16 protein-coding genes are annotated in these 17,312 nt (G+C 71.4%); 11 read left to right on the top strand and 5 right to left on the bottom strand.

Annotation, left to right across the window (positions count from 1 at the left end; translation table 11 throughout):
- Positions 1-8: 8 nt before the first annotated feature.
- The 3 genes from JNB61_RS03985 to JNB61_RS03975 all read right to left on the bottom strand — a co-directional run bounded on the left by JNB61_RS03985 (position 9) and on the right by JNB61_RS03975 (position 4,614).
- Positions 9-2,618 carry a PEP/pyruvate-binding domain-containing protein gene (locus JNB61_RS03985; RefSeq protein WP_220338791.1) on the bottom strand — a complete coding sequence of 870 codons (2,610 nt, stop codon included), beginning with the start codon at positions 2,616-2,618 and terminating at the stop codon, positions 9-11.
- 94 nt (positions 2,619-2,712) lie between these two features.
- Positions 2,713-4,041, bottom strand: coding sequence for a flavin monoamine oxidase family protein (locus tag JNB61_RS03980; protein ID WP_220338790.1), 1,329 nt, complete (start codon positions 4,039-4,041; stop codon positions 2,713-2,715).
- A gap of 84 nt (positions 4,042-4,125) precedes the next feature.
- Positions 4,126-4,614: an adenosine-specific kinase gene (locus JNB61_RS03975; protein ID WP_220292384.1), complete on the bottom strand. Its 489-nt coding sequence runs from the start codon at positions 4,612-4,614 to the stop codon at positions 4,126-4,128.
- A gap of 222 nt (positions 4,615-4,836) precedes the next feature.
- On the opposite strand from JNB61_RS03975, the gene JNB61_RS03970 reads away from it, so the two are divergent.
- From JNB61_RS03970 to JNB61_RS03955, 4 genes are read left to right on the top strand one after another with little or no spacing between them, the layout of a single operon-like run.
- The gene (locus JNB61_RS03970; RefSeq protein WP_220338789.1) at positions 4,837-5,313 is read left to right on the top strand and encodes a DUF6220 domain-containing protein; all 477 of its coding nucleotides are present in this window, start codon (positions 4,837-4,839) and stop codon (positions 5,311-5,313) included.
- Entirely contained in the window at positions 5,300-6,166 is an 867-nt protein-coding gene (locus tag JNB61_RS03965) for a multicopper oxidase domain-containing protein (RefSeq protein ID WP_220338788.1), read from the top strand. Before JNB61_RS03970 ends, JNB61_RS03965 begins: the two co-directional genes overlap by 14 nt.
- Positions 6,163-6,873 carry a multicopper oxidase domain-containing protein gene (locus JNB61_RS20435; RefSeq protein ID WP_220338787.1) on the top strand — a complete coding sequence of 237 codons (711 nt, stop codon included), beginning with the start codon at positions 6,163-6,165 and terminating at the stop codon, positions 6,871-6,873. The genes JNB61_RS03965 and JNB61_RS20435 overlap by 4 nt, the downstream gene beginning before the upstream one ends.
- Before the next feature lie 39 nt (positions 6,874-6,912).
- A complete protein-coding gene (locus JNB61_RS03955) occupies positions 6,913-7,650 on the top strand; it encodes a lipoate--protein ligase family protein (RefSeq protein ID WP_220338786.1) in 738 nt (245 codons plus the stop codon).
- Here the strand turns inward: JNB61_RS03955 and JNB61_RS03950 are convergent.
- Positions 7,640-8,566, bottom strand: a complete 927-nt coding sequence (locus JNB61_RS03950) for an Lrp/AsnC family transcriptional regulator (RefSeq protein ID WP_220338785.1) — start codon at positions 8,564-8,566, stop codon at positions 7,640-7,642. The two genes, JNB61_RS03955 and JNB61_RS03950, sit on opposite strands and share 11 nt — an antisense overlap.
- A 217-nt stretch (positions 8,567-8,783) precedes the next feature.
- On the opposite strand from JNB61_RS03950, the gene JNB61_RS03945 reads away from it, so the two are divergent.
- The 6 genes from JNB61_RS03945 (at position 8,784) to JNB61_RS03920 (ending at position 15,501) form a co-directional block, all read left to right on the top strand.
- Entirely contained in the window at positions 8,784-10,106 is a 1,323-nt protein-coding gene (locus JNB61_RS03945; protein WP_220338784.1) for an MFS transporter, read from the top strand.
- A 14-nt stretch (positions 10,107-10,120) separates the two neighbouring features.
- Positions 10,121-11,812, top strand: a complete 1,692-nt coding sequence (locus tag JNB61_RS03940) for an amidohydrolase (protein WP_220338783.1) — start codon at positions 10,121-10,123, stop codon at positions 11,810-11,812.
- Positions 11,809-13,470: a thiamine pyrophosphate-binding protein gene (locus JNB61_RS03935; RefSeq protein WP_220338782.1), complete on the top strand. Its 1,662-nt coding sequence runs from the start codon at positions 11,809-11,811 to the stop codon at positions 13,468-13,470. The genes JNB61_RS03940 and JNB61_RS03935 overlap by 4 nt, the downstream gene beginning before the upstream one ends.
- The gene (gene speB, locus JNB61_RS03930; RefSeq protein ID WP_220338781.1) at positions 13,467-14,432 is read left to right on the top strand and encodes an agmatinase; all 966 of its coding nucleotides are present in this window, start codon (positions 13,467-13,469) and stop codon (positions 14,430-14,432) included. Before JNB61_RS03935 ends, speB begins: the two co-directional genes overlap by 4 nt.
- 89 nt (positions 14,433-14,521) lie before the next feature.
- Entirely contained in the window at positions 14,522-15,064 is a 543-nt protein-coding gene (locus JNB61_RS03925; protein ID WP_220338780.1) for a hypothetical protein, read from the top strand.
- Positions 15,065-15,108: 44 nt separating this feature from the next.
- Positions 15,109-15,501 carry a DUF2809 domain-containing protein gene (locus JNB61_RS03920; RefSeq protein WP_220338779.1) on the top strand — a complete coding sequence of 131 codons (393 nt, stop codon included), beginning with the start codon at positions 15,109-15,111 and terminating at the stop codon, positions 15,499-15,501.
- Positions 15,502-15,543: 42 nt separating this feature from the next.
- On the opposite strand, the gene JNB61_RS03915 is transcribed toward JNB61_RS03920, so the two are convergent.
- On the bottom strand, positions 15,544-16,257 hold the full coding sequence (locus JNB61_RS03915) for an NADPH-dependent F420 reductase (RefSeq protein WP_220338778.1): 714 nt from the start codon (positions 16,255-16,257) through the stop codon (positions 15,544-15,546).
- 62 nt (positions 16,258-16,319) lie between these two features.
- Here JNB61_RS03915 and JNB61_RS03910 point away from each other — a divergent pair, with 62 nt between their 5' ends.
- On the top strand, positions 16,320-17,306 hold the full coding sequence (locus JNB61_RS03910; RefSeq protein WP_223214567.1) for a L,D-transpeptidase: 987 nt from the start codon (positions 16,320-16,322) through the stop codon (positions 17,304-17,306).
- The last annotated feature ends 6 nt before the right edge of the window (positions 17,307-17,312 follow it).

The raw sequence follows: 17,312 nt of genomic DNA, 5'->3' as shown, positions 1-17,312 counted from the left end.
ACGCGGCGTCAGGCGTCCGCCGCGGAAATCGTCACCACGCCCGACGCCCCGTCCACGGTGACCTCGATCCCCGTCGTGATCGTGTCGATCGCGCGCGCAACGCCCACGACCGCGGGGATGCCGTACTCCCGTGCGACGACGGCGCCATGGCTGTTGGCACCGCCCATCTCCATGACGAGCCCGCCCGCAGTGAGGAACAGCGGCGTCCAGCCAGGATCGGTCGACGGCGCGACCAGGATCTCTCCGGGTTCGAGGTGCGCCCCGACCGGGTCGAGGATGACGCGCGCGGGCGCCGTGACGGTCCCGGCCGACGCCGGTGTGCCGCGCAGGGCGCCGGGGCGGTCCGACGCGGCGCCGGTGCCGACGGCCTCGGGTTCCGTCCCGTCGGACAGGAGCATGCGCGGTACGTGACGGCGGCGCAGCTCGGCGTCGTAGCGGTCTCTGCGCTCGCGGACGGTCGCCCGCATGTCGGTCCCGGCCGCGGCCCTCTTGGTCTCGTCGAAGTCGAGGAAGAACACGTCCTCGGCATCTGCGATCCGTCCCGCGGCGGCGAGCCCGACGCCGATGTCGGCCAGCTCCGCCCGCGCCCTGCGCATCGCGGTGATCATGAGGTACTTCGGCATCTCGCGCATGCCGACGAGCGCCCGAGCGCGGCGGAGGCAGAACCTGACCGCGGCGGCGCGAAGCCGGCTGCGCCGACGAGCGCGGCCGACGAGGGTGTCGACCATCGCCTCGGCGTCGCGCGCACCGGCGGCGAAGTGCTGCGCGGGGGTCGCGGCATCCGTGCCGAGGCGCAGGTAGCCCGACAGAACGCCGAACAGGTGCGCGGGGTCTTCGGCCCAGCGAGGCATGCCGAGGTCGATCTCGGCGACGGCGCGGTGGCCGTAGCGGGCGAGGAAGTTGGCCATCGCGCGCTGCAGCACGCGGGGGAGGGTGCCGGCGAGGTAGGTGGCGGCCAGGTCTGCGGGCGTGCGGGTGCGAAGCGCTGCCGCCGACTCGGCGTCCCGCCGAGCTCGCACGGCCACGTCCCACAGCTCGAGGTCCATCTGCGTCGTGACGTTCTCGGGCACGCTGCGCAGCACGGTCTGCAGGTCGCCCGGCTGCGTCGAACCGCGCAGCAGGCGGGCGGCGAGGCCGAGCATGCCGAACCCGACGACGGCACCGGGCAGACTCCTGGGCGCGAGCGGCATGGCACGGAAGAGCAGGTCGATCACGCCGTCGACCCTCGTCGGGATGTCCCCGCCGGCGGGGATGTCGCGCGCCCGCACCTCTCGCGCCAGTCGCTGCACCCGTCGCTGAGCGGCCGCCGGGCTGAAGAGCGCCTGCCCGATGATGAGCGGCAGCCGGATGCGCACGGCCAGATGGAGCAAGCCCCGCACGAAGCGTCGCCGGGACCTCGGGAGCACGGAGAAGCGCGGATCGTCGAACAGGCCGCGCAGCACGACGGCGGACCGCGCCTCCATCACGTCGAGCGCGCGCGGCATGATCTCGCGGCCGACGGCCGATCGCACGACCGGTGTCGCGTCGACGAAGATGCGGTCGCCGCCGATCGCGAACGCGCCCGGACCGTCCGCGATCCGCGCGGGACGGCGTCCGATGAGGTCGAGGAACCCCGAGCCGATCACCCGGAAGGCGGCGATGCCCATCGGCGTGAGAGGCCGGTGGAGCCCCTGGGCCAGGCTGACGCAGAAGTAGATCCGGGTGTACGCGGCAGGCAGGGGAGCGTCGCGCACAGGCACCGGGAACAGCGTCGTGATCGGTCGTGACTGCGTGAGCCAGGCGCGCCCCTCGGCATCGATCGCCCACTCGATGTCCTGCGGGCTGCCGAATGCGCGCTCGACGCGGTCTCCGAGCGCGGCCAGGGCACGCACCTGGGCATCGGTGACGCTCGCCGCCGGGTCGCCGTCGCCGCCGGCGCGGCGACCGAGGATCCGTCCGGTCGTCGTGTCGACGACGAAGTGATCCGGGTCGACCGCCCCCGACACCACCGCCTCGCCGAGGCCGCGCGCCGCATCGAGCACCGCCTGCCCCCGGCGGCCGGTCACCGGATCGGCTGTGAACAGCACGCCCGCCGATTCGGCGTCGACCATGCGCTCCACGACGACCGCCAGGGCGACTCCCGCGCCGTCGATGCCCTGCGCTGCGCGGTAGGCGACCGCGCGGTCGGTCCACAGCGACGCCCAGCAGCGGTGGACCGCATCGAGCACGGCATCGACGCCGGCCACGTCGAGATAGGTGTCCTGCTGGCCCGCGAAACTCGTCCCCGGCAGGTCCTCCGCCGTCGCCGAGGACCGGACGGCGACAGGACCGCCCTCGGGTTCCAGCCGCATGTAGGCATCGCGCACCGCGTCGGCCACCTCGTCGGGGAACGCCGCGTCGAGCACGGCCGCACGGGCCGCCGCAGCATCCGTGATCGTCCCGGACTCCACGGCCGATCCGCGGACAGCCCGCCGGTAGGCCTCGGTGGTCACGCAGAATCCGGGCGGCACGTCGAAGCCGGCCCGGATCAGCTCGCCGAGATTGGCCGCCTTGCCGCCGACGGTCGCCACGTCGTCGACCGACACCTCCTCGAGGTCGAGCACGAGACCGCTGTGCGATCGTCGGTGGGACGCAGCCATCTCGTCGTCCTATCGGCCAGGTCGGCCCACGATCGTGGACCCAGGTGCAGAATCGCACCCCGTGGATCCCGCCACAAGATCGACCGGAATGTCCTCAGTCGGACCAGGCGTCCGCGATGGCGATGTCGCGTGCGAGCACCCGCGACGCGGCGCGGTGGCCGGAGAGCATCGCCGCCGGGACGGTCGCCGGATCTTCGGTCCACGTCGCCTCGCCGGCGAGGTGGAGCACGCCGCCCACGGGCGTCGCGAGATCGTCGTGGTCGGCTGTCGTCGACCCGACCGTCATGTACGCGTACGAGCCGTGCGACCACGGGTCGTCCTGCCAATCCGTGACGTGCACATGGGTCGGCTGCTCGACGCGGTCGCCGTACAGACGCCGCAGCTGCACGAGGATCGACTCGACGATCTCGTCCTCGGTCCAGTCCCGCGTCTCGACCGCCGCGGGACCGGCGGCGAACGTGAGCAGCGTCGGCGTGCCGTGCACGGGGGTGAGGTCGTACCAGGAGTGCCACCAGCGGCTCTCGGGCCCCTGCTGGCGGATCGCGTAGACGCCGTCGTCCCAGAACTTCGCCGGGAACCTCAGGAACACCTTCTCGAACGCGTTCATGGTGAGCCGGCTGAGCGCCCCCGCGACCGGTTCGGGCAGCGGCGGCTCGATGACGAACTCCTCCGACTGCAGCACGCCGACGGGCACGGTGACGATCGCGCTGTCGGCGGCGAACAGGCCGTGATCGGTCGTGACCAGCACTCCCTCGGACGACCACTGCACGTCGGTCACGACATGGATCAGACGGATGTCGAGTCCCTCGGCGAGGCGTCGTGGCAGACGGTCGTACCCGTCGGGGAACACGACCTCGTCGCCGTCGATGGAGTCGTCGTCGAGTCCATGGGCGGCGAGGTCCTCGATCCAGGCGCCGTACTGCTCCTCGGACCGATGCTCGAGGTACTCGCGCACGCGCTGCGTGCGCTCCGCGCCCCACCCTTGCGCCGCGAGCGCCGCCTCGGTCACGTCCCGGTACGACGTGTCCGGAGCGGATGCCGCGACCACCTCTTGCAGCGTCCGGTCGACGGCATGGATGTCGTCGATATAGGCCCGGGTGGCGGCATCCGTCAGTCGGATCCCGTCGGGGCCGTAGTACGCGATGGGGCGGCTGTCGGCCTGGTAGCCGCCGACGGTGAACTCGACGGTGCGCATGCCGAACGCCTCTGCCGCCGCCGCGACGGGGGAGCCGTTGATGCCGTGGATCCAGGACGCGCCCATGTCGGTCACGGTGCCGGGGAAGTGGCGGTCGGTCGAGACGCGGCCGCCCACGCGGTCGCGGGCCTCGAGAACCACGACGCGACGACCTGCCTTGGCCAGAAGCCGGGCCGCGGTCAGCCCTGCGACCCCCGCGCCGACCACGATCGTGTCGAAATGATCCATCTGCGATCCTCCCCGGCCGGCGCACCACCGCGCCCTTCGACGCTAGCGGCTTCCCGGACGCTCGCCCGCGCGAGCGGTCGCGGGTCAGAGCTTGTACCCGATGGCGCGCAGCAGAGCGCGGCGGTCGGCGATGTCCTCTTCGGTCTCGACGCCGACCGGCGGCTGCCCGTCGATGACGCCCGCGACGCCGCGGCCGGCGTCGGTCACGGCGACGAGGAGCTGCACCGGGTTCGCCGTCGCGCAGTAGATGGAGCAGACCTCCGGCACGGCCTTCACCTGGTTGAGGACGTTCACCGGAAAGCCTTCGCGCAACATGATCACGAACGCGTGGCCCGCGCCGATCGCGAGCGCGGCATCGACGGCGAGCGCGACGAGATCATCGTCGTTTCCCGTGCGACGCACGAGCCGGGCACCGGATGCCTCGCAGAACGCGACGCCGAACCGCAGTGTTCCACCGATCCCGGCGAGCGCTTCGTGCAGGTCCTCCACAGTCTTGATGAAGTGCGACTGGCCCACGATGACGTTCACGTCATCCGGCTTGTCGAGCGCGACGACCTCGATGTCGACGGTCATGGGAACCTCCTCCGACAGCGCCAGCCTAGACTCCTCGCCCGCTCGGCGCCCGGGGGATCGGCGAGCGTCATCCGGTCCGGCTGGTGAGCTGCAGCCGGCGCCGGTGCGCCGTCACGAAGGGCTCAGGCGCTCCAACTTCAGCTGTTCGCCGTCGGCGGGTGAACGTATCAGAACGCGTCGCGCGCGCTCTCGTGTCGTTGAACCGACACCAAGGAGTCAGTCATGCGCATCACCTATCGCATCCTCTCGTTCACCATCTGCGCACTCGTCGCGCTGCAGGCGGCTTCGCACGCGTGGGCCTCTGCCGGACTCGGCCTGTACATCGCCGAGGGCGGTGTCGTCGATGCGTCCGCGCAGGAGGGCCCGCCCCCGTTCCCCGAGGTCATGGGCTTCATGATCCACGGCATGAACGGCATGTTCGTCATCCCGTCCCTGGCGCTGATCCTGCTGATCGTGTCGTTCTTCGCGAAGATCCCGCGCGGCGTCGCGTTCGCGGGCGGCGTGTTCGGCCTGGTCATCCTGCAGGTCACGCTCGGGCTGTTCGGCCACGGCATTCCGCTCCTCGGCTTCCTGCACGGCATCAACGCGCTGCTGCTGTTCACGACCGCGCTCCTCGCCGGGCTCAACGCCTCGAAGCGCCGCGTCGCGGCTCAGGCCGACGCGATCGCGGCGCCCACCGCAGCCGGTGCTCCCGCCTAGGACCGCGTCCGCGAAGAGCCGGTGGGCGTGGTTCGCCCGCCGGCTCGGAGCGGTCCTCGGCCTCGTCGCGATCGGGCTCGTCGCCTGGTTGTGGTGGGCCAGCGTGCTGCCCGGCTCGTACTCCGCCCTCGACATGGGCGTTGCGGACTTCGGTGGCGGGCCCGGAGCGGAAGCCCACGCGGCGGTGCACGGGCACGCAGGCACTGCCGGAACCGATCCCGCGGCGAACGTGCCCGTGGCCGGACAGACGAGCGTTCCCGACCTGACCGTCGATCCCGACCGCCCTGCCGACGTCCACGTCGAGCTCATCGCGCGGGCCGAGCGCGTCACGCCCGCCGGTGGCGAGCCGTTCGACGGATTCACGCTCAACGGCAGCACGCCGGGTCCGACGATCCGGGCGAACGGTGGGCAGCTGGTCGAGGTCGTGCTGCGCAACGAGGACGTGCCGGCCGGTGTCACCGCGCACTGGCACGGGGTCGACGTCCCCAACGCGATGGACGGCGTCGCGGGCGTCACACAGGACGCCGTCATGCCCGGACAGAGCTTCACCTACCGCTTCGTCGCCGACCAGATCGGCACGTTCTGGTATCACGCGCACCAGGCTTCTCACCCGCAGGTCGTCGGCGGCCTCTTCGGGACGCTGATCCTCGATCCTGCGCCGGAGACGGATGCTGCCACCGCCGTGGCCGGGAACCCGACCGCCGTCGACGCCGTGGCAGCGATCCACACCTACCCCGGCGGCCAGCGCACGATCAACGGAGTGCTCGGCGAGTCTCACCAGGAGGCCGCCCCGGGCGACGTCGTCCGGGTGCGTCTCATCAACACAGACTCGACGCCGACGAGCGCATGGTGACGGGTTCGTCTTTCCGCGTGCTGGCGGTCGACGGCCACGACCTGGTCGGTCCGGCCGTCGTCGCCGATCGGAGCGTGCCGGTGACCGCGGGCGGTCGCGCGGACGTCGAGGTGAGGGTCCCCGACAGCGGCGCGGTCCGCGTCCAGGTGCCCGGCGCCTCTCTCGTCCTCGGCCCGAACGGCGCGCTCGCCGACGAGGCGCCGGCGCCGAGGGACCGGCTCGATCTGCTCTCCTACGGGGAGCCTGCTCCCGCCGGAATCGATCCGGCGAGCGCCGATCGGCGCTTCGCCTACGACATCGGCCGCCTCCCCGGCTTCCTCGACGGACGCCCGGGCTACTGGTGGACGATCAACGGCGGGCTGGGCGCCGGCGTGCCGATGTACATGGTCGACGAGGGCGACGTCGTCGTGATGACGATCTCCAACAGCAGCGGCGAGGGTCATCCGATGCATCTGCACGGGCACCACCTGCTCGTCCTGTCGCGAGACGGCGTGCCGTCGTCGGGCAGCCCGTGGTGGGTGGACTCCCTGGATGTCGCGCATGGCGAGTCGTTCGAGGTCGCGTTCGTCGCGGACAACCCGGGCGTCTGGATGGACCACTGCCACAATCTCCCGCACGCCGCCGAGGGCCTCATGACCCACGTCGCGTACACCGGCGTCACGACGCCCTTCCGGCTCGGGCGGGACACCGGCAACGACCCGGAGTGAGCCCGCCCGAACGTCGGTTCCGCGTGAGAGTGTGGGCGCATGACCCCGTTCGATCCGCTCGCGCCCGACGCAGCGGCGCTCGTCATCCGGCAGGAGGAGCGAGCGGATGCTGCGACCGACCTCGCGCGATCCGTCGAGCTCCTGCGCGCCGTCGCCGACGGCGTGATCGCGCAGCGCCGGGTGGTGCGCGTGTACACGCCGGTGCCGACCGTGGCGATGAGCCGCCGTGAGAGCAGGATGCCGGGATTCGAGATCGCCCGGCGCGCCGCGATCGGGCGCGGCTTCACCCCCGCCGTCCGCCCGACGGGTGGCCGCGCGGTGGCATACGACGAGAGCTGCGTCGTGTTCGACGTGATCACGCGCGAGGACGAGGGCTCGATCGACCAGGCGCGGTTCTTCCGCGAGATCGGCGACGCCCTCGTCGTGGCGATGCGGCGGCTCGGCGTGGACGCCCGTGTCGGCGACGTGCCTGGCGAGTACTGCCCGGGGGAGTTCAGCATCAACGCCCGCGGTGCGGTCAAGCTCATCGGCACCTCGCAGCGCGCCGTGCGGGGAGCGAGGCTCCTGAGCGGGATGCTTCCGCTCGGGGGCGTCGAGCGCTTCGTCGACGTGCTCCTCGCGGTCAACGCGGCTCTCGAGCTCGACTGGGACCCGGCGACGTTCGGCACGTTGGCCACCGAGGTCCCGCGCATGCCGCGGGCGATGGTCGAGCGCACTCTGATCGCCGCGCTCGCCGCCCGACCTGAGGAGGATCCGGGGGGCTCCCTCATCCGGTGATCGACCCCAGCGGCTGCGGGATGCCGCCGCCCGCCGGCCGGAGCGTGCGGGCGTAATCCTCCTTGAGCACCGCGAGGTGGAACCATGCCTCGACGCCCGAGACGCCCGGGATCGCGCGGATCCGTTCGAGGCTCGCGTAGAGCGCTCCGGCAGACGGCTCGACGAGCGTCGTGACCACATCGAAGCGACCCAGGGTGCGCGCGGCGAAGTCCACGCCCCGCCAGGTGCGCAACGCCTCGGTCACGCGGTCGTCGGCGTCGGCGAGGTTGAGGCCGACGCCCATCGACAGCTGGCGGTGTACCAGTCCGCGCGCCTCGACGGCGCTGATCTTGATCACTCCGCCGTCGACGAGCCGCTGCACGCGCGTCGTCACGGCCGAGGGGGAGAGTCGCACGGCTTCGCCCAGCGCGCGGTAGCTCGTGCGGCCGTCCCGCTGCAGCTGCTCGATGAGCGCGGTGTCGATCGCGTCGATGGTGATGTCGCCGTGGTAGTCCGACACGAAGAAGCCCTTGACGACGTCGGTGTAGATGAGCGTGTTGATGTCGGCCACACCGGCAAGCGCCCGGATCTGCGCGAGCAGGTCGTGCAGCGCCGGCATCGATCCCAGCCGCACCTCAGTCACCAGGTCGTACGCGCCGCCGACGGCCGAGACGAGCACCGTCTCACTCAGGCCTCGCAGGTGCTGCGCCACGGGCTCGACGCCGCCCTGCGTGCGGATCGACACGTGCGCGAGCACGTGCTGGCCGAGGAACACCGGGTCGACCGCCGCGACGACCCGCACCGTGCCGTCGGTCAGCATCGCGTTCAGCCGTGTCGAGACGGCGGCGCGCGACTGGCCGAGCCGCCCCGCCAGCGTGTGGATGCTGGCACGGCCGTCGACCTGCAGCTCGCGGATGAGCTCGGCGTCGAAATCCATCGCGATCCTCGAATTCGTCGATTTTCCTGAGAACGCACGTGGCTGGGTGCAGAATCCGAGTCTAGAGCCATACCAACAAGACGTCGGACGTGATTCTGCTCGGTGAGGTGACAGAAAGCTAGTGGATGGCGCCTGCAACTGGAGTTATGCCCTTGCCGGAAGCATCCATCGTCCCTAGCCTTCATCGCATCCCCGATACATCCGCAAAGGAGCGGTCATGACTTCCACCACCAGCAGGGCGCGGCGCGCCGGCATCGCCGCCTTCGTGGGAACCACCATCGAGTGGTACGACTTCTACGTCTACGCGACAGCCGCCGCCCTCGTGTTCGGACCGCTCTTCTTCCCGAGCGGCGACCCGCTCGCCCAGACGGCCGCGGCGTTCGCGACCTTCGCGGTAGCCTTCCTCGTCCGCCCGCTCGGCGGCATCATCTTCGGCCACATCGGCGACAAGCTCGGCCGTCGCGTGTCGCTCGTCATCACGCTGCTGCTGATGGGCGTGTCCACCGTGCTGGTCGGGTGCCTGCCCACCTACGAGGCGATCGGCATCGTGGCGCCGATCCTGCTGATCCTGCTGCGCGCCCTGCAGGGCCTCGCGGTCGGCGGCGAGTGGGGCGGCGCGGTGCTGATGAGCGTCGAGCACGCGCCGGCCGGCAAGAAGACCTTCTACGGCGGCTTCACTCAACTGGGCAACCCGGCCGGCGCGCTGCTGGCCTCGGGCATCTTCGCGATCATGTCGCGCTTCGGCGAGGACTTCATCATGGACGGCGGATGGCGTATCCCGTTCCTGCTGTCGATCGTGCTCGTCGGGGTCGGCTTCTGGGTGCGGTACCGCGTCGAGGAGTCGCCCGTCTTCGAGCAGAAGGTCGAGGGCCGCAAGCAGACCATGCCGCTCGCGTTCGCCCTGCGCGTCAACTGGAAGCCGATCCTTCTCGGCATCGGCCTGCTGCCGATCTCGACCGGCGGCTACTACCTCGCCACCACGTTCGCCACGGCGTACGCGACGGGCGAGCCGATCAGCATGAGCCCCCAGCTCATCCTCGATGCGATGACGATCGCCTCGTTCATCGAGTTCCTCGTGACGCTGCCGGTCGCGTGGCTGGGCGACAAGTGGGGCCGCAAGAACATCATGTACATCGGCCTCGTGACCTCGGTGCTCACGTTCGTGCCGTTCATGCTGGTGCTGCCCGGCAAGGTCGAGCCCGTCATCTTCCTGCTGGCGTCGCTGGTGCGCATCGCGATGAGCGCCACCTATGCGCCGATCGCCGCGATCCTCGCGCAGATGTTCCGCCCGCAGGCGCGCTACACGTCGATCGCCCTGTCGTACGGCGTGGGAGCTGCGATCTGGGCCGGTTTCTCACCCTGGTTCGCGACCATGCTCATCGGGTGGACGGGCAGTGTCTGGTCGGTCATCTTCATGTTCGTCGGAATGGCCCTGCTCGCCGGCCTCTGCACGTGGCTCGCGCCGCAGCACTCCGACGAGGCGCCCGTGACGGACTCCTTCACTCCGCGCACCGACACCACCACGGCCCGCACCGCCTGAGGAGATCCGACGCCATGAGAAAGCTCGCGCCCTTCGACCGCTCCGCGCAGCAGACGCCGCGTCTGGTGATCGCCGCCCGGATCCACACCGTCGACGCGCAGGGAAGCACCGCTGACGCGATGCTGACCGACCGCGGGCGGATCGTCGCCATCGGCACGGCGGACGAATGCCGGGATGCTGCCGCTGCCCTCCGGCTCGACCCCGAGGTCGTCGATCTCGGCGACGCGGTGATCGTGCCCGGCTTCGTCGACGCGCACGCCCACCCGCTCATGTATGGCCAGCTCATGACCTGGGTGGACTGCGGTCCCGAGAAGGCGGGCAGCATCGGCGAGATCGTGGAGCTTCTGAAGGCTGCGGCCGCCGAGCTGCCCGCGGGCCGCCCGGTGCGGGGGTACGGCTACGAGCACCGCAACCTCACCGAGCAGCGGCATCCCACCCGGTTCGAACTCGACGAGGTGGCGCGGGACCGCGAGGTGTACCTCATGAACGCGTCGGGCCATGGCGGGGTCGTGAATTCGTACACGTTCGCGCTCAACGGCGTCGACCGCGACACCCCGAACCCCGAGGGCGGCGAGATCTTCCGCGACGCAGACGGCGAGCTGACCGGTGAGATCTCGGATGCCGCGTGCAACATGCTCACGGGCGTGCACGGCGTGAAGATCGGCCACCATGGCCCGAACTTCCACCTCGCCGACGAGCCGGACGAGCACCTTCGCCAGTTGGATGCCGCGACCCAGCGCTTCCTCGCCGGGGGAGTCACGACGATCGGCGACGCGCAGGTCTCGCGCCGCGAGTTCGACATGTACCTGCGGCTCGCCGAAGCCGGGCGCCTGGAGCTGCGGGTGTCGATGTACCTGCTGTCGCACCTGCTCGACGAGGCGCTCGAGATGGGGCTCGTCGGCCAGTTCGGCAACGCCCACCTGAGCTTCGCCGGCATAAAGCTCTACGCGGACGGCACGCTCGGCGGTTGGACCGCGTACTTCCCCGACGGCTACGTCGGCGACCCGTGCCGCACCGGCCAGCTGTACCACGAGCCCGCGGAGTACGCCGAGCTCATCCGCAAGGCGCACGCCGCCGGACTCCAGACCGCCACCCACGCGCAGTCGCCGACGGCGATCGACATGGTCGTGTCGGCGATCGAGGCGGCGCTCGCCGAGCGGCCGGACGACGACGCGCGCCACCGCATCGAGCACTGCGGACTGCCGACACGGGAGCAGATCCAGCGCATGGCGGCAGCCGGCATCCGTCCCGTCAACCAGACCCAGCACTACTTCAACTGGGGCGAGGGCGTCGAGCAGGCGATCGGCACGCCGGGGGAGCGGTTCAACCCGCTCGGCGAGTTCGTGGCGGCGGGGGTGCCGATCACGATCTCCTCGGACGCGCCGGTGGCCGAGCCCGTTCCGCTCGAGGCGATCCAGACGGCGGTCACGCGCGTGACGCGGCGCGGGCATAGGCTCGGTCCCGACAGCCTTCGCGTTTCGGCGAGCGCCGCGCTCCGGGCCCACACGTACGAAGGCGCCGTCTCGCTCGGCCGCGAAGACGACCTGGGGTCGCTCGAAGCCGGCAAGTACGCCGACTTCGCTGTGCTCGGGGCGGACCCGCTCGGCGTGGATGCGAGCGAGATCTCGCAGATCCAGGTGCTCGAGACGTGGGTCGGCGGCGAGCGCCGGTACGTCACCGCACGTGTCGAGGCGCTGACGACATGAGCGACATCGCGGAGCAGTACGCCGACACGACGGGCCGGGCGGTCCTCGAGACCGTCCGCAATTACGGGGTGACTGCGGTGTTCGGCATCCCGGGCACGCACAACCTCGAGCTCTACCGGCCGCTGGCCGAGCTCGGCATCCGGGCCGTGACGAACCGCCACGAGCAGGGCTCGGGCTACGGCGCCGACGGCTGGGCGCGGCAGACCGGGTTGCCCGGGGTGGTCATCACGACGTCGGGACCGGGCCTGCAGAACGCGATGAGCGCCATCGGCACCGCCTTCTGCGAGTCGCGGCCCCTGCTGGTGGTCTCGCCCGGCGTCGCGATCGGCGCGGAGTTCCGCGACGTCGGCACGCTGCATGAGACGAAGGACGCGACGGCGATGGTCGGCGCCATCGCGGAGTGGTCGCGTCGCGTGACGAGTGCGACGGAAGCGGTCGAGGCCGTGCACGACGCGTTCTCGCTGTTTCGCACGGGGCGTCCGCGGCCGGTGCACATCGAGATCCCGCTGGACATCCTCGAGGCGCCGGCCGACGTGCCGGCGGCGGACCGGGAGGCGCGTCCGCTTCCCGCGCCTGCTCGCGGAGAGGCGGCGGCCGTGCGCGAGGCCGCGGAACGGCTGATGGATGCTGCGCGACCAGTGATCGTCGCCGGGGGCGGTGCCACGCGCGCCGGCCGGGCGATCACGGCGCTCGCCGAGGGGCTGGGTGCGCCGGTCGTCACGACCCTCAACGGCAAGGCCACCGTCGACGAGCACCATCCGCTGTCGCTGGGCTCGAACCTGCGCCTCGAGGCCGCACGCCGGGTCGCCGAGGACGCCGATGTGCTGCTCGTGCTCGGCTCCAAGCTCGGCGAGGCCGAGCTGTGGGCGCCCCGGCTCGAGGCGCGCGGTGCTGTCATCCGCGTCGACATCTCCGCCGCGCAGCTGCACAAGAACCTCGACGCAGCCGTCGGCATCGTGGGGGACTGCGCCGCCGTCGTCGAAGGCCTCCTCGCGGCGCTTCCCGACGAGCCGCGCCGCGCCCGTGATCTCACGGCCGAGCGTGCCGCGATCGCCGCGGAGACCGCCGCGATCCTTCCCGAGACCGTTGCCCTCGCCGAGGCGATCGCGACTGCCCTCCCGCCCGACGCGATCGTCGCCGGCGACTCGTCGCAGATCATCTACATGGCGCTCGCCAACGTGCTGTGCCAGTCCCGCCCGCACTCCCTCCTCTACACCCCGACGTACGCCACGCTCGGCTACGGCCTTCCCGCCGCGATCGGCGCCCGCGTCGCGCAGCCCGCCGAGGGCGGCCGGCCCGTCGTCGCCGTCGTCGGCGACGGAGCGCTCATGTTCTGCGTCAACGAGCTCGCGACCGCCCTCGAGCAGCGACTCGACCTCACCGTCGTCTGCGTCGACAACGGCGGATACGCCGAGATCAAGCAGAACGAGGTGGATCGCGGGATCCGCCCCGTCGGTGTCGACCTCGTGCAGCCCGACTGGGTCGCCCTCGCGAACGCGTTCGGTGCGACCGGTCGGCGCGCCCAGACGCCCGACGACATCGCGCGCGCACTGACCGAGGCGGTCTCCGCCGGCGGCGTGCAGCTCGTGCACATTCCGCAAGACGCCCGGGCGCGGCATCCCGAGACCGAAGCCTCCACCCCGAGAGATGAGTCATGACCGAGAACCACGAGCCCGTCGGCCCCGTCGACGCCTCCGTCCACCCGCGCTACGCCGGCATCGCCACGTTCGCACGGCTGCCGCGCATCGAGGAGGTGCCGCGGGCCGACATCGCGATCGTGGGGATACCGTTCGACGCCGGCGTGAGCTACCGGCCCGGCGCTCGCTTCGGTCCTTCGCACGTGCGCGAGTCGTCGCGGCTGCTGCGTCCGTACAACCCCGCCCAGGATGTCTCGCCGTTCGCGGCGGCTCAGGTGGTGGATGCGGGCGACATCCCCGCGAACCCCTTCGACATCGGCGAGGCCGTCGCCGACATCGAGACGGCTGCCGCGGCGCTCGGCGAGCGGGTCGACCGCATCGTCACCGTCGGCGGCGACCACACCATCGCGCTGCCGCTCCTGCGCGCGGTGAACAAGAAACACGGCCCGGTCGCGGTGCTGCACTTCGACGCCCACCTCGACACGTGGGACACCTACTTCGGCGCCCCGATCACGCACGGCACACCGTTCCGCCGCGCGAGCGAGGAGGGGCTCATCGACCTCACTGCGAGCTGCCACGTCGGCACTCGCGGTCCGCTGTACTCCAAGCAGGACCTCGACGACGACGCGCGCCTCGGCTTCTCGATCGTGTCGAGCGTCGACATCGAGGAGCGCGGCATCGAGGCGGCGATCGAGCGGGTGCGTCGCCGCGTGGGCGACACGCCGCTGTACATCTCCATCGACATCGACGTGCTCGACCCCGCGCACGCACCGGGCACCGGCACCCCTGAGGCCGGCGGCATGACGAGCAGGGAGCTGCTCCGGATGCTGCGTGCCCTGAGCGACATGAACGTCGTGGGCGCGGACGTCGTCGAGGTGTCGCCCGCGTACGACCACGCACAGCTCACCGGCATCGCGGCGAGCCACGTCGTGTACGAGCTCGTCACCCTCATGGCCGCGCGGATCGAGGCCGCCCGGAAGTGAGTGCTAGCGCGCACGTTGCGTGGTGACAAGCCCCTCCACGAGGCGTTCTGCCCGCCGCAGGCTGGAAGGACCCCAGAAGGAGGATGGTCATGAACGACCACACAGACCGCATGGACACCCCGGAGCAGAACGCGCGCGCCGAGGAGCCGATCGGGGCCACACGCCGTGAGCAGCGCGAGCGGGAGGCGGCGGATCCCCGAGCCGGCACGCAGGCCGACGCTCGGCAGAACTATGCCCAGACCGACATGTCGCGGGAGAACGCCGATCGCGAAGCGGCTGCCCGCACGGACGCAGCGCGGTACGACGCGGGTGAGTCGAGCGAGGCAGCTGCGCACGAGCCCGCCGCGCACACCGCGACGACCGATCACGACGTGATCCGCCAGTGGGCCGCGGATCGCCACGCGATGCCGGCGACCGTCGAGGGCACTGAGCACGGCGGAAACGTCGGGGAGCTCCGGCTGGACTTCGACTTCGGCAACGACCTCGAAGATCTGCGACAGGTCAGCTGGGACGAGTGGTTCCGCGCGTTCGACGAGCGGGGGCTGGAGTTCGTCTTCCAGGAGACCCCTCGCCCCGACGGATCGCCGTCGAACGACTTCCACCTCGAGCCGGCGGGTCACGCTCGCATCTGACGTCTCCGGCGGGGCTGCGTCCCCGGGTGCGCGAGACTGGGCACATGGGGCTCACGCGCAGACGGCGGACCGTGGCGGCGGTGCTGCTGGCCGCCACGGTCGCCGCCGGGCTGGTCGTGTACGCGCTGCTGCCGGATACGGCTGCGACCGACATCGCCGGCGACGCGCTCTACGCCGTGGCGGCATACGTCGCAGTGGTGCTGCTCGCGCCGCGCCTGACCGCGATCGCTGCGGGCGCGATCGCCGCCGCGTGGTGCGTCGGCGTCGAGCTGTTCCAGCTGACCGGCCTCCCGCTGGCGTGGGGAGCGCAGTTCCCGCCCGTGATGCTGGTGCTCGGCACCGTCTTCGATGCCCGCGACCTCGTGGTCTACGTCGCGACGATCATCCTCGCGACGGCCGTCGATGTGCTGCTCGGAAAGGTGTCGACACCGCGCTGAGGGGTTTCGACGCGATGGTCGCCTGCTCGCTCACCGCCCGGGTCACCGCGCGGCCCGGCCCCGCGCGCGGGCCACCACGATCCCGCGCTGCGAGGTGGGGAACCGCGCGAGCATCTCCCGCAGTCGATCCGCATCGACGTCGGCGCCGAACGCCTCGGCACCGGGCTCGAGCATGACCCCCGCCGACAGCGGCCCCGCGAAGACCGGGTCGAAGCCCAGATCGTCGACGAGTCGCATCACGACGTCGACCTCCGCCGCCGAGTCGCCGGCCACCGCGATCGCCTTGCGCCCCGCCGTCCCCGCCGGACGGGCCTGTTCGTCGAGGTCGCGGTAGCCCATGTGGTTGAACGCCTTGACGATCCGCGAGTCAGGCAGGAACCGCTGCACCGTCTCGCTCGTCGTCGTGCGCAGGTCGCCGAAGTCGGCCCGCAGTCCGTCCACCTCCCACCAGTAGTTCATGGCGTCGATCACGAGCTTCCCCCGCAGCGCCTCCGACGGCAGCGTGTGGAGCTGGGGGAGCGGCAGGGCGAGCACGATCGCGTCAGCGTCGCGTGCGACGACGGATGCCTCGGCCGCGACCGCGCCTGGAGCCACGGCCTCGATCGTCCCCGCGATGCGCGCCGGGTCGCCCGATCCGGCGATGAGCACCCGGTAGCCGGCCGCGCGCGCCAGCCGTGCGAGAACCTGGCCCACGCGCCCGGCGCCGATGATCCCGAGAACCTGTATCGGCCGCTCCGGGGCACCCTGACTGCTCACGGGCCCAGGTTAACGAGCGGCGGCGGGTTGCGGCATCCGTCATCGACACCGACGATGGGGAAATGGGGGATGCCGAGACCGACGGGCCGGCGGCGGACGAGCCTGCCGTGCCGCCGAGTGACGAGCGCCTGCCGTCGAGGCGACGACTGTGGGTCTGGGCCCTCATCGCTCTCGCCGCGATCATCCTCGCCGCCGGAGTCGCCGCTGCTCTGCTGCTGCGGCCGCCGTCGGAGGACCCCACGCCGGGGCCGACCACCACGGCGACCGCCGCAGCCGCAGCAAGGCCGACGCCCACCCCCACTCCGACGCCGACACCCACCCCGACCCCAGCGGGTTTCGCTGCCAACACCGCGTCGTACGACGTCTCGGCCCTCCCGCAGGTCAACGTCTTCGCGGTCATCGCCGCGCTTCCGGTCGATGACGCGGCCTTCACCGCCCCGCTCCCCGTGCGCGCGGTCGCGAAGGGGATCGGCGCCCCCGTCTGGGCCGATCCCACGTCCGAGCCGGTTGCCTACCTTCCGCGCGAGTACTCGTACGACGGCACTTCGGTCCCCGTGGTCGAGGAGCAGGAGAACTGGGTCAAGGTGCTGCTCACGGGGCGCCAGGCGGTGCCTTCGCAGGGCAATCCAGCGCAGACGACGGGGTGGATGCGCAAGAGCGACGTCGATCTGGCACCGACCGACACCAGTGTCGTCGTGAGCATTTCGGGCCGCACCATCGACATCCTGCGTTCCGGCGTGCCCGAGCGCATCGCGTCGGACTTCGCGTGGGGCACCGATCGCACGCCGACCCCGCTCGGCCGCGCGTTCATCATGACGACCCGCGTCGTGCCCGAATACGCGTACACGCGTGGCCACCCCATCGTCTATCTGTCGGTGCAGTCGCCTGCTCTGGACGGCTTCGGGGGAGCGGATGTCGCGGTCACGGCCTTCCACTACCACGACGACCGGTCTGGCCCGATCTCGAACGGATGCCTCCGCGTCGACCCGTCGGCGATCACGAAGCTCTCCGAACTCCCGCTGGGAACCCCGGTCATCGTCAACCCGTGACGCACC

It is taken from the genome of Microbacterium ureisolvens, from assembly GCF_019511645.1.
Taxonomy (GTDB): domain Bacteria; phylum Actinomycetota; class Actinomycetes; order Actinomycetales; family Microbacteriaceae; genus Microbacterium; species Microbacterium ureisolvens_A.
The sequence above is the reverse complement of the archived record's forward strand: the minus strand, read 5'-3'. Positions and strand labels throughout refer to the sequence as shown.

Bases quoted from the DNA above. Each gene is read 5' to 3' on its own strand.
- JNB61_RS03970 (WP_220338789.1), top strand. From the start codon at position 4,837: ATGCGCATCACCTATCGCATCCTCTCGTTCACCATCTGCGCACTCGTC.
- JNB61_RS03985 (WP_220338791.1), bottom strand. From the start codon at position 2,618: ATGGCTGCGTCCCACCGACGATCGCACAGCGGTCTCGTGCTCGACCTC.
- JNB61_RS03980 (WP_220338790.1), bottom strand. From the start codon at position 4,041: ATGGATCATTTCGACACGATCGTGGTCGGCGCGGGGGTCGCAGGGCTG.
- JNB61_RS03950 (WP_220338785.1), bottom strand. From the start codon at position 8,566: ATGGATTTCGACGCCGAGCTCATCCGCGAGCTGCAGGTCGACGGCCGT.
- JNB61_RS03910 (WP_223214567.1), top strand. From the start codon at position 16,320: ATGGGGGATGCCGAGACCGACGGGCCGGCGGCGGACGAGCCTGCCGTG.
- JNB61_RS03920 (WP_220338779.1), top strand. From the start codon at position 15,109: ATGGGGCTCACGCGCAGACGGCGGACCGTGGCGGCGGTGCTGCTGGCC.
- JNB61_RS03955 (WP_220338786.1), top strand. From the start codon at position 6,913: ATGACCCCGTTCGATCCGCTCGCGCCCGACGCAGCGGCGCTCGTCATC.
- JNB61_RS03975 (WP_220292384.1), bottom strand. From the start codon at position 4,614: ATGACCGTCGACATCGAGGTCGTCGCGCTCGACAAGCCGGATGACGTG.
- JNB61_RS03940 (WP_220338783.1), top strand. From the start codon at position 10,121: ATGAGAAAGCTCGCGCCCTTCGACCGCTCCGCGCAGCAGACGCCGCGT.
- JNB61_RS03925 (WP_220338780.1), top strand. From the start codon at position 14,522: ATGAACGACCACACAGACCGCATGGACACCCCGGAGCAGAACGCGCGC.
- JNB61_RS03945 (WP_220338784.1), top strand. From the start codon at position 8,784: ATGACTTCCACCACCAGCAGGGCGCGGCGCGCCGGCATCGCCGCCTTC.
- speB (WP_220338781.1), top strand. From the start codon at position 13,467: ATGACCGAGAACCACGAGCCCGTCGGCCCCGTCGACGCCTCCGTCCAC.
- JNB61_RS03935 (WP_220338782.1), top strand. From the start codon at position 11,809: ATGAGCGACATCGCGGAGCAGTACGCCGACACGACGGGCCGGGCGGTC.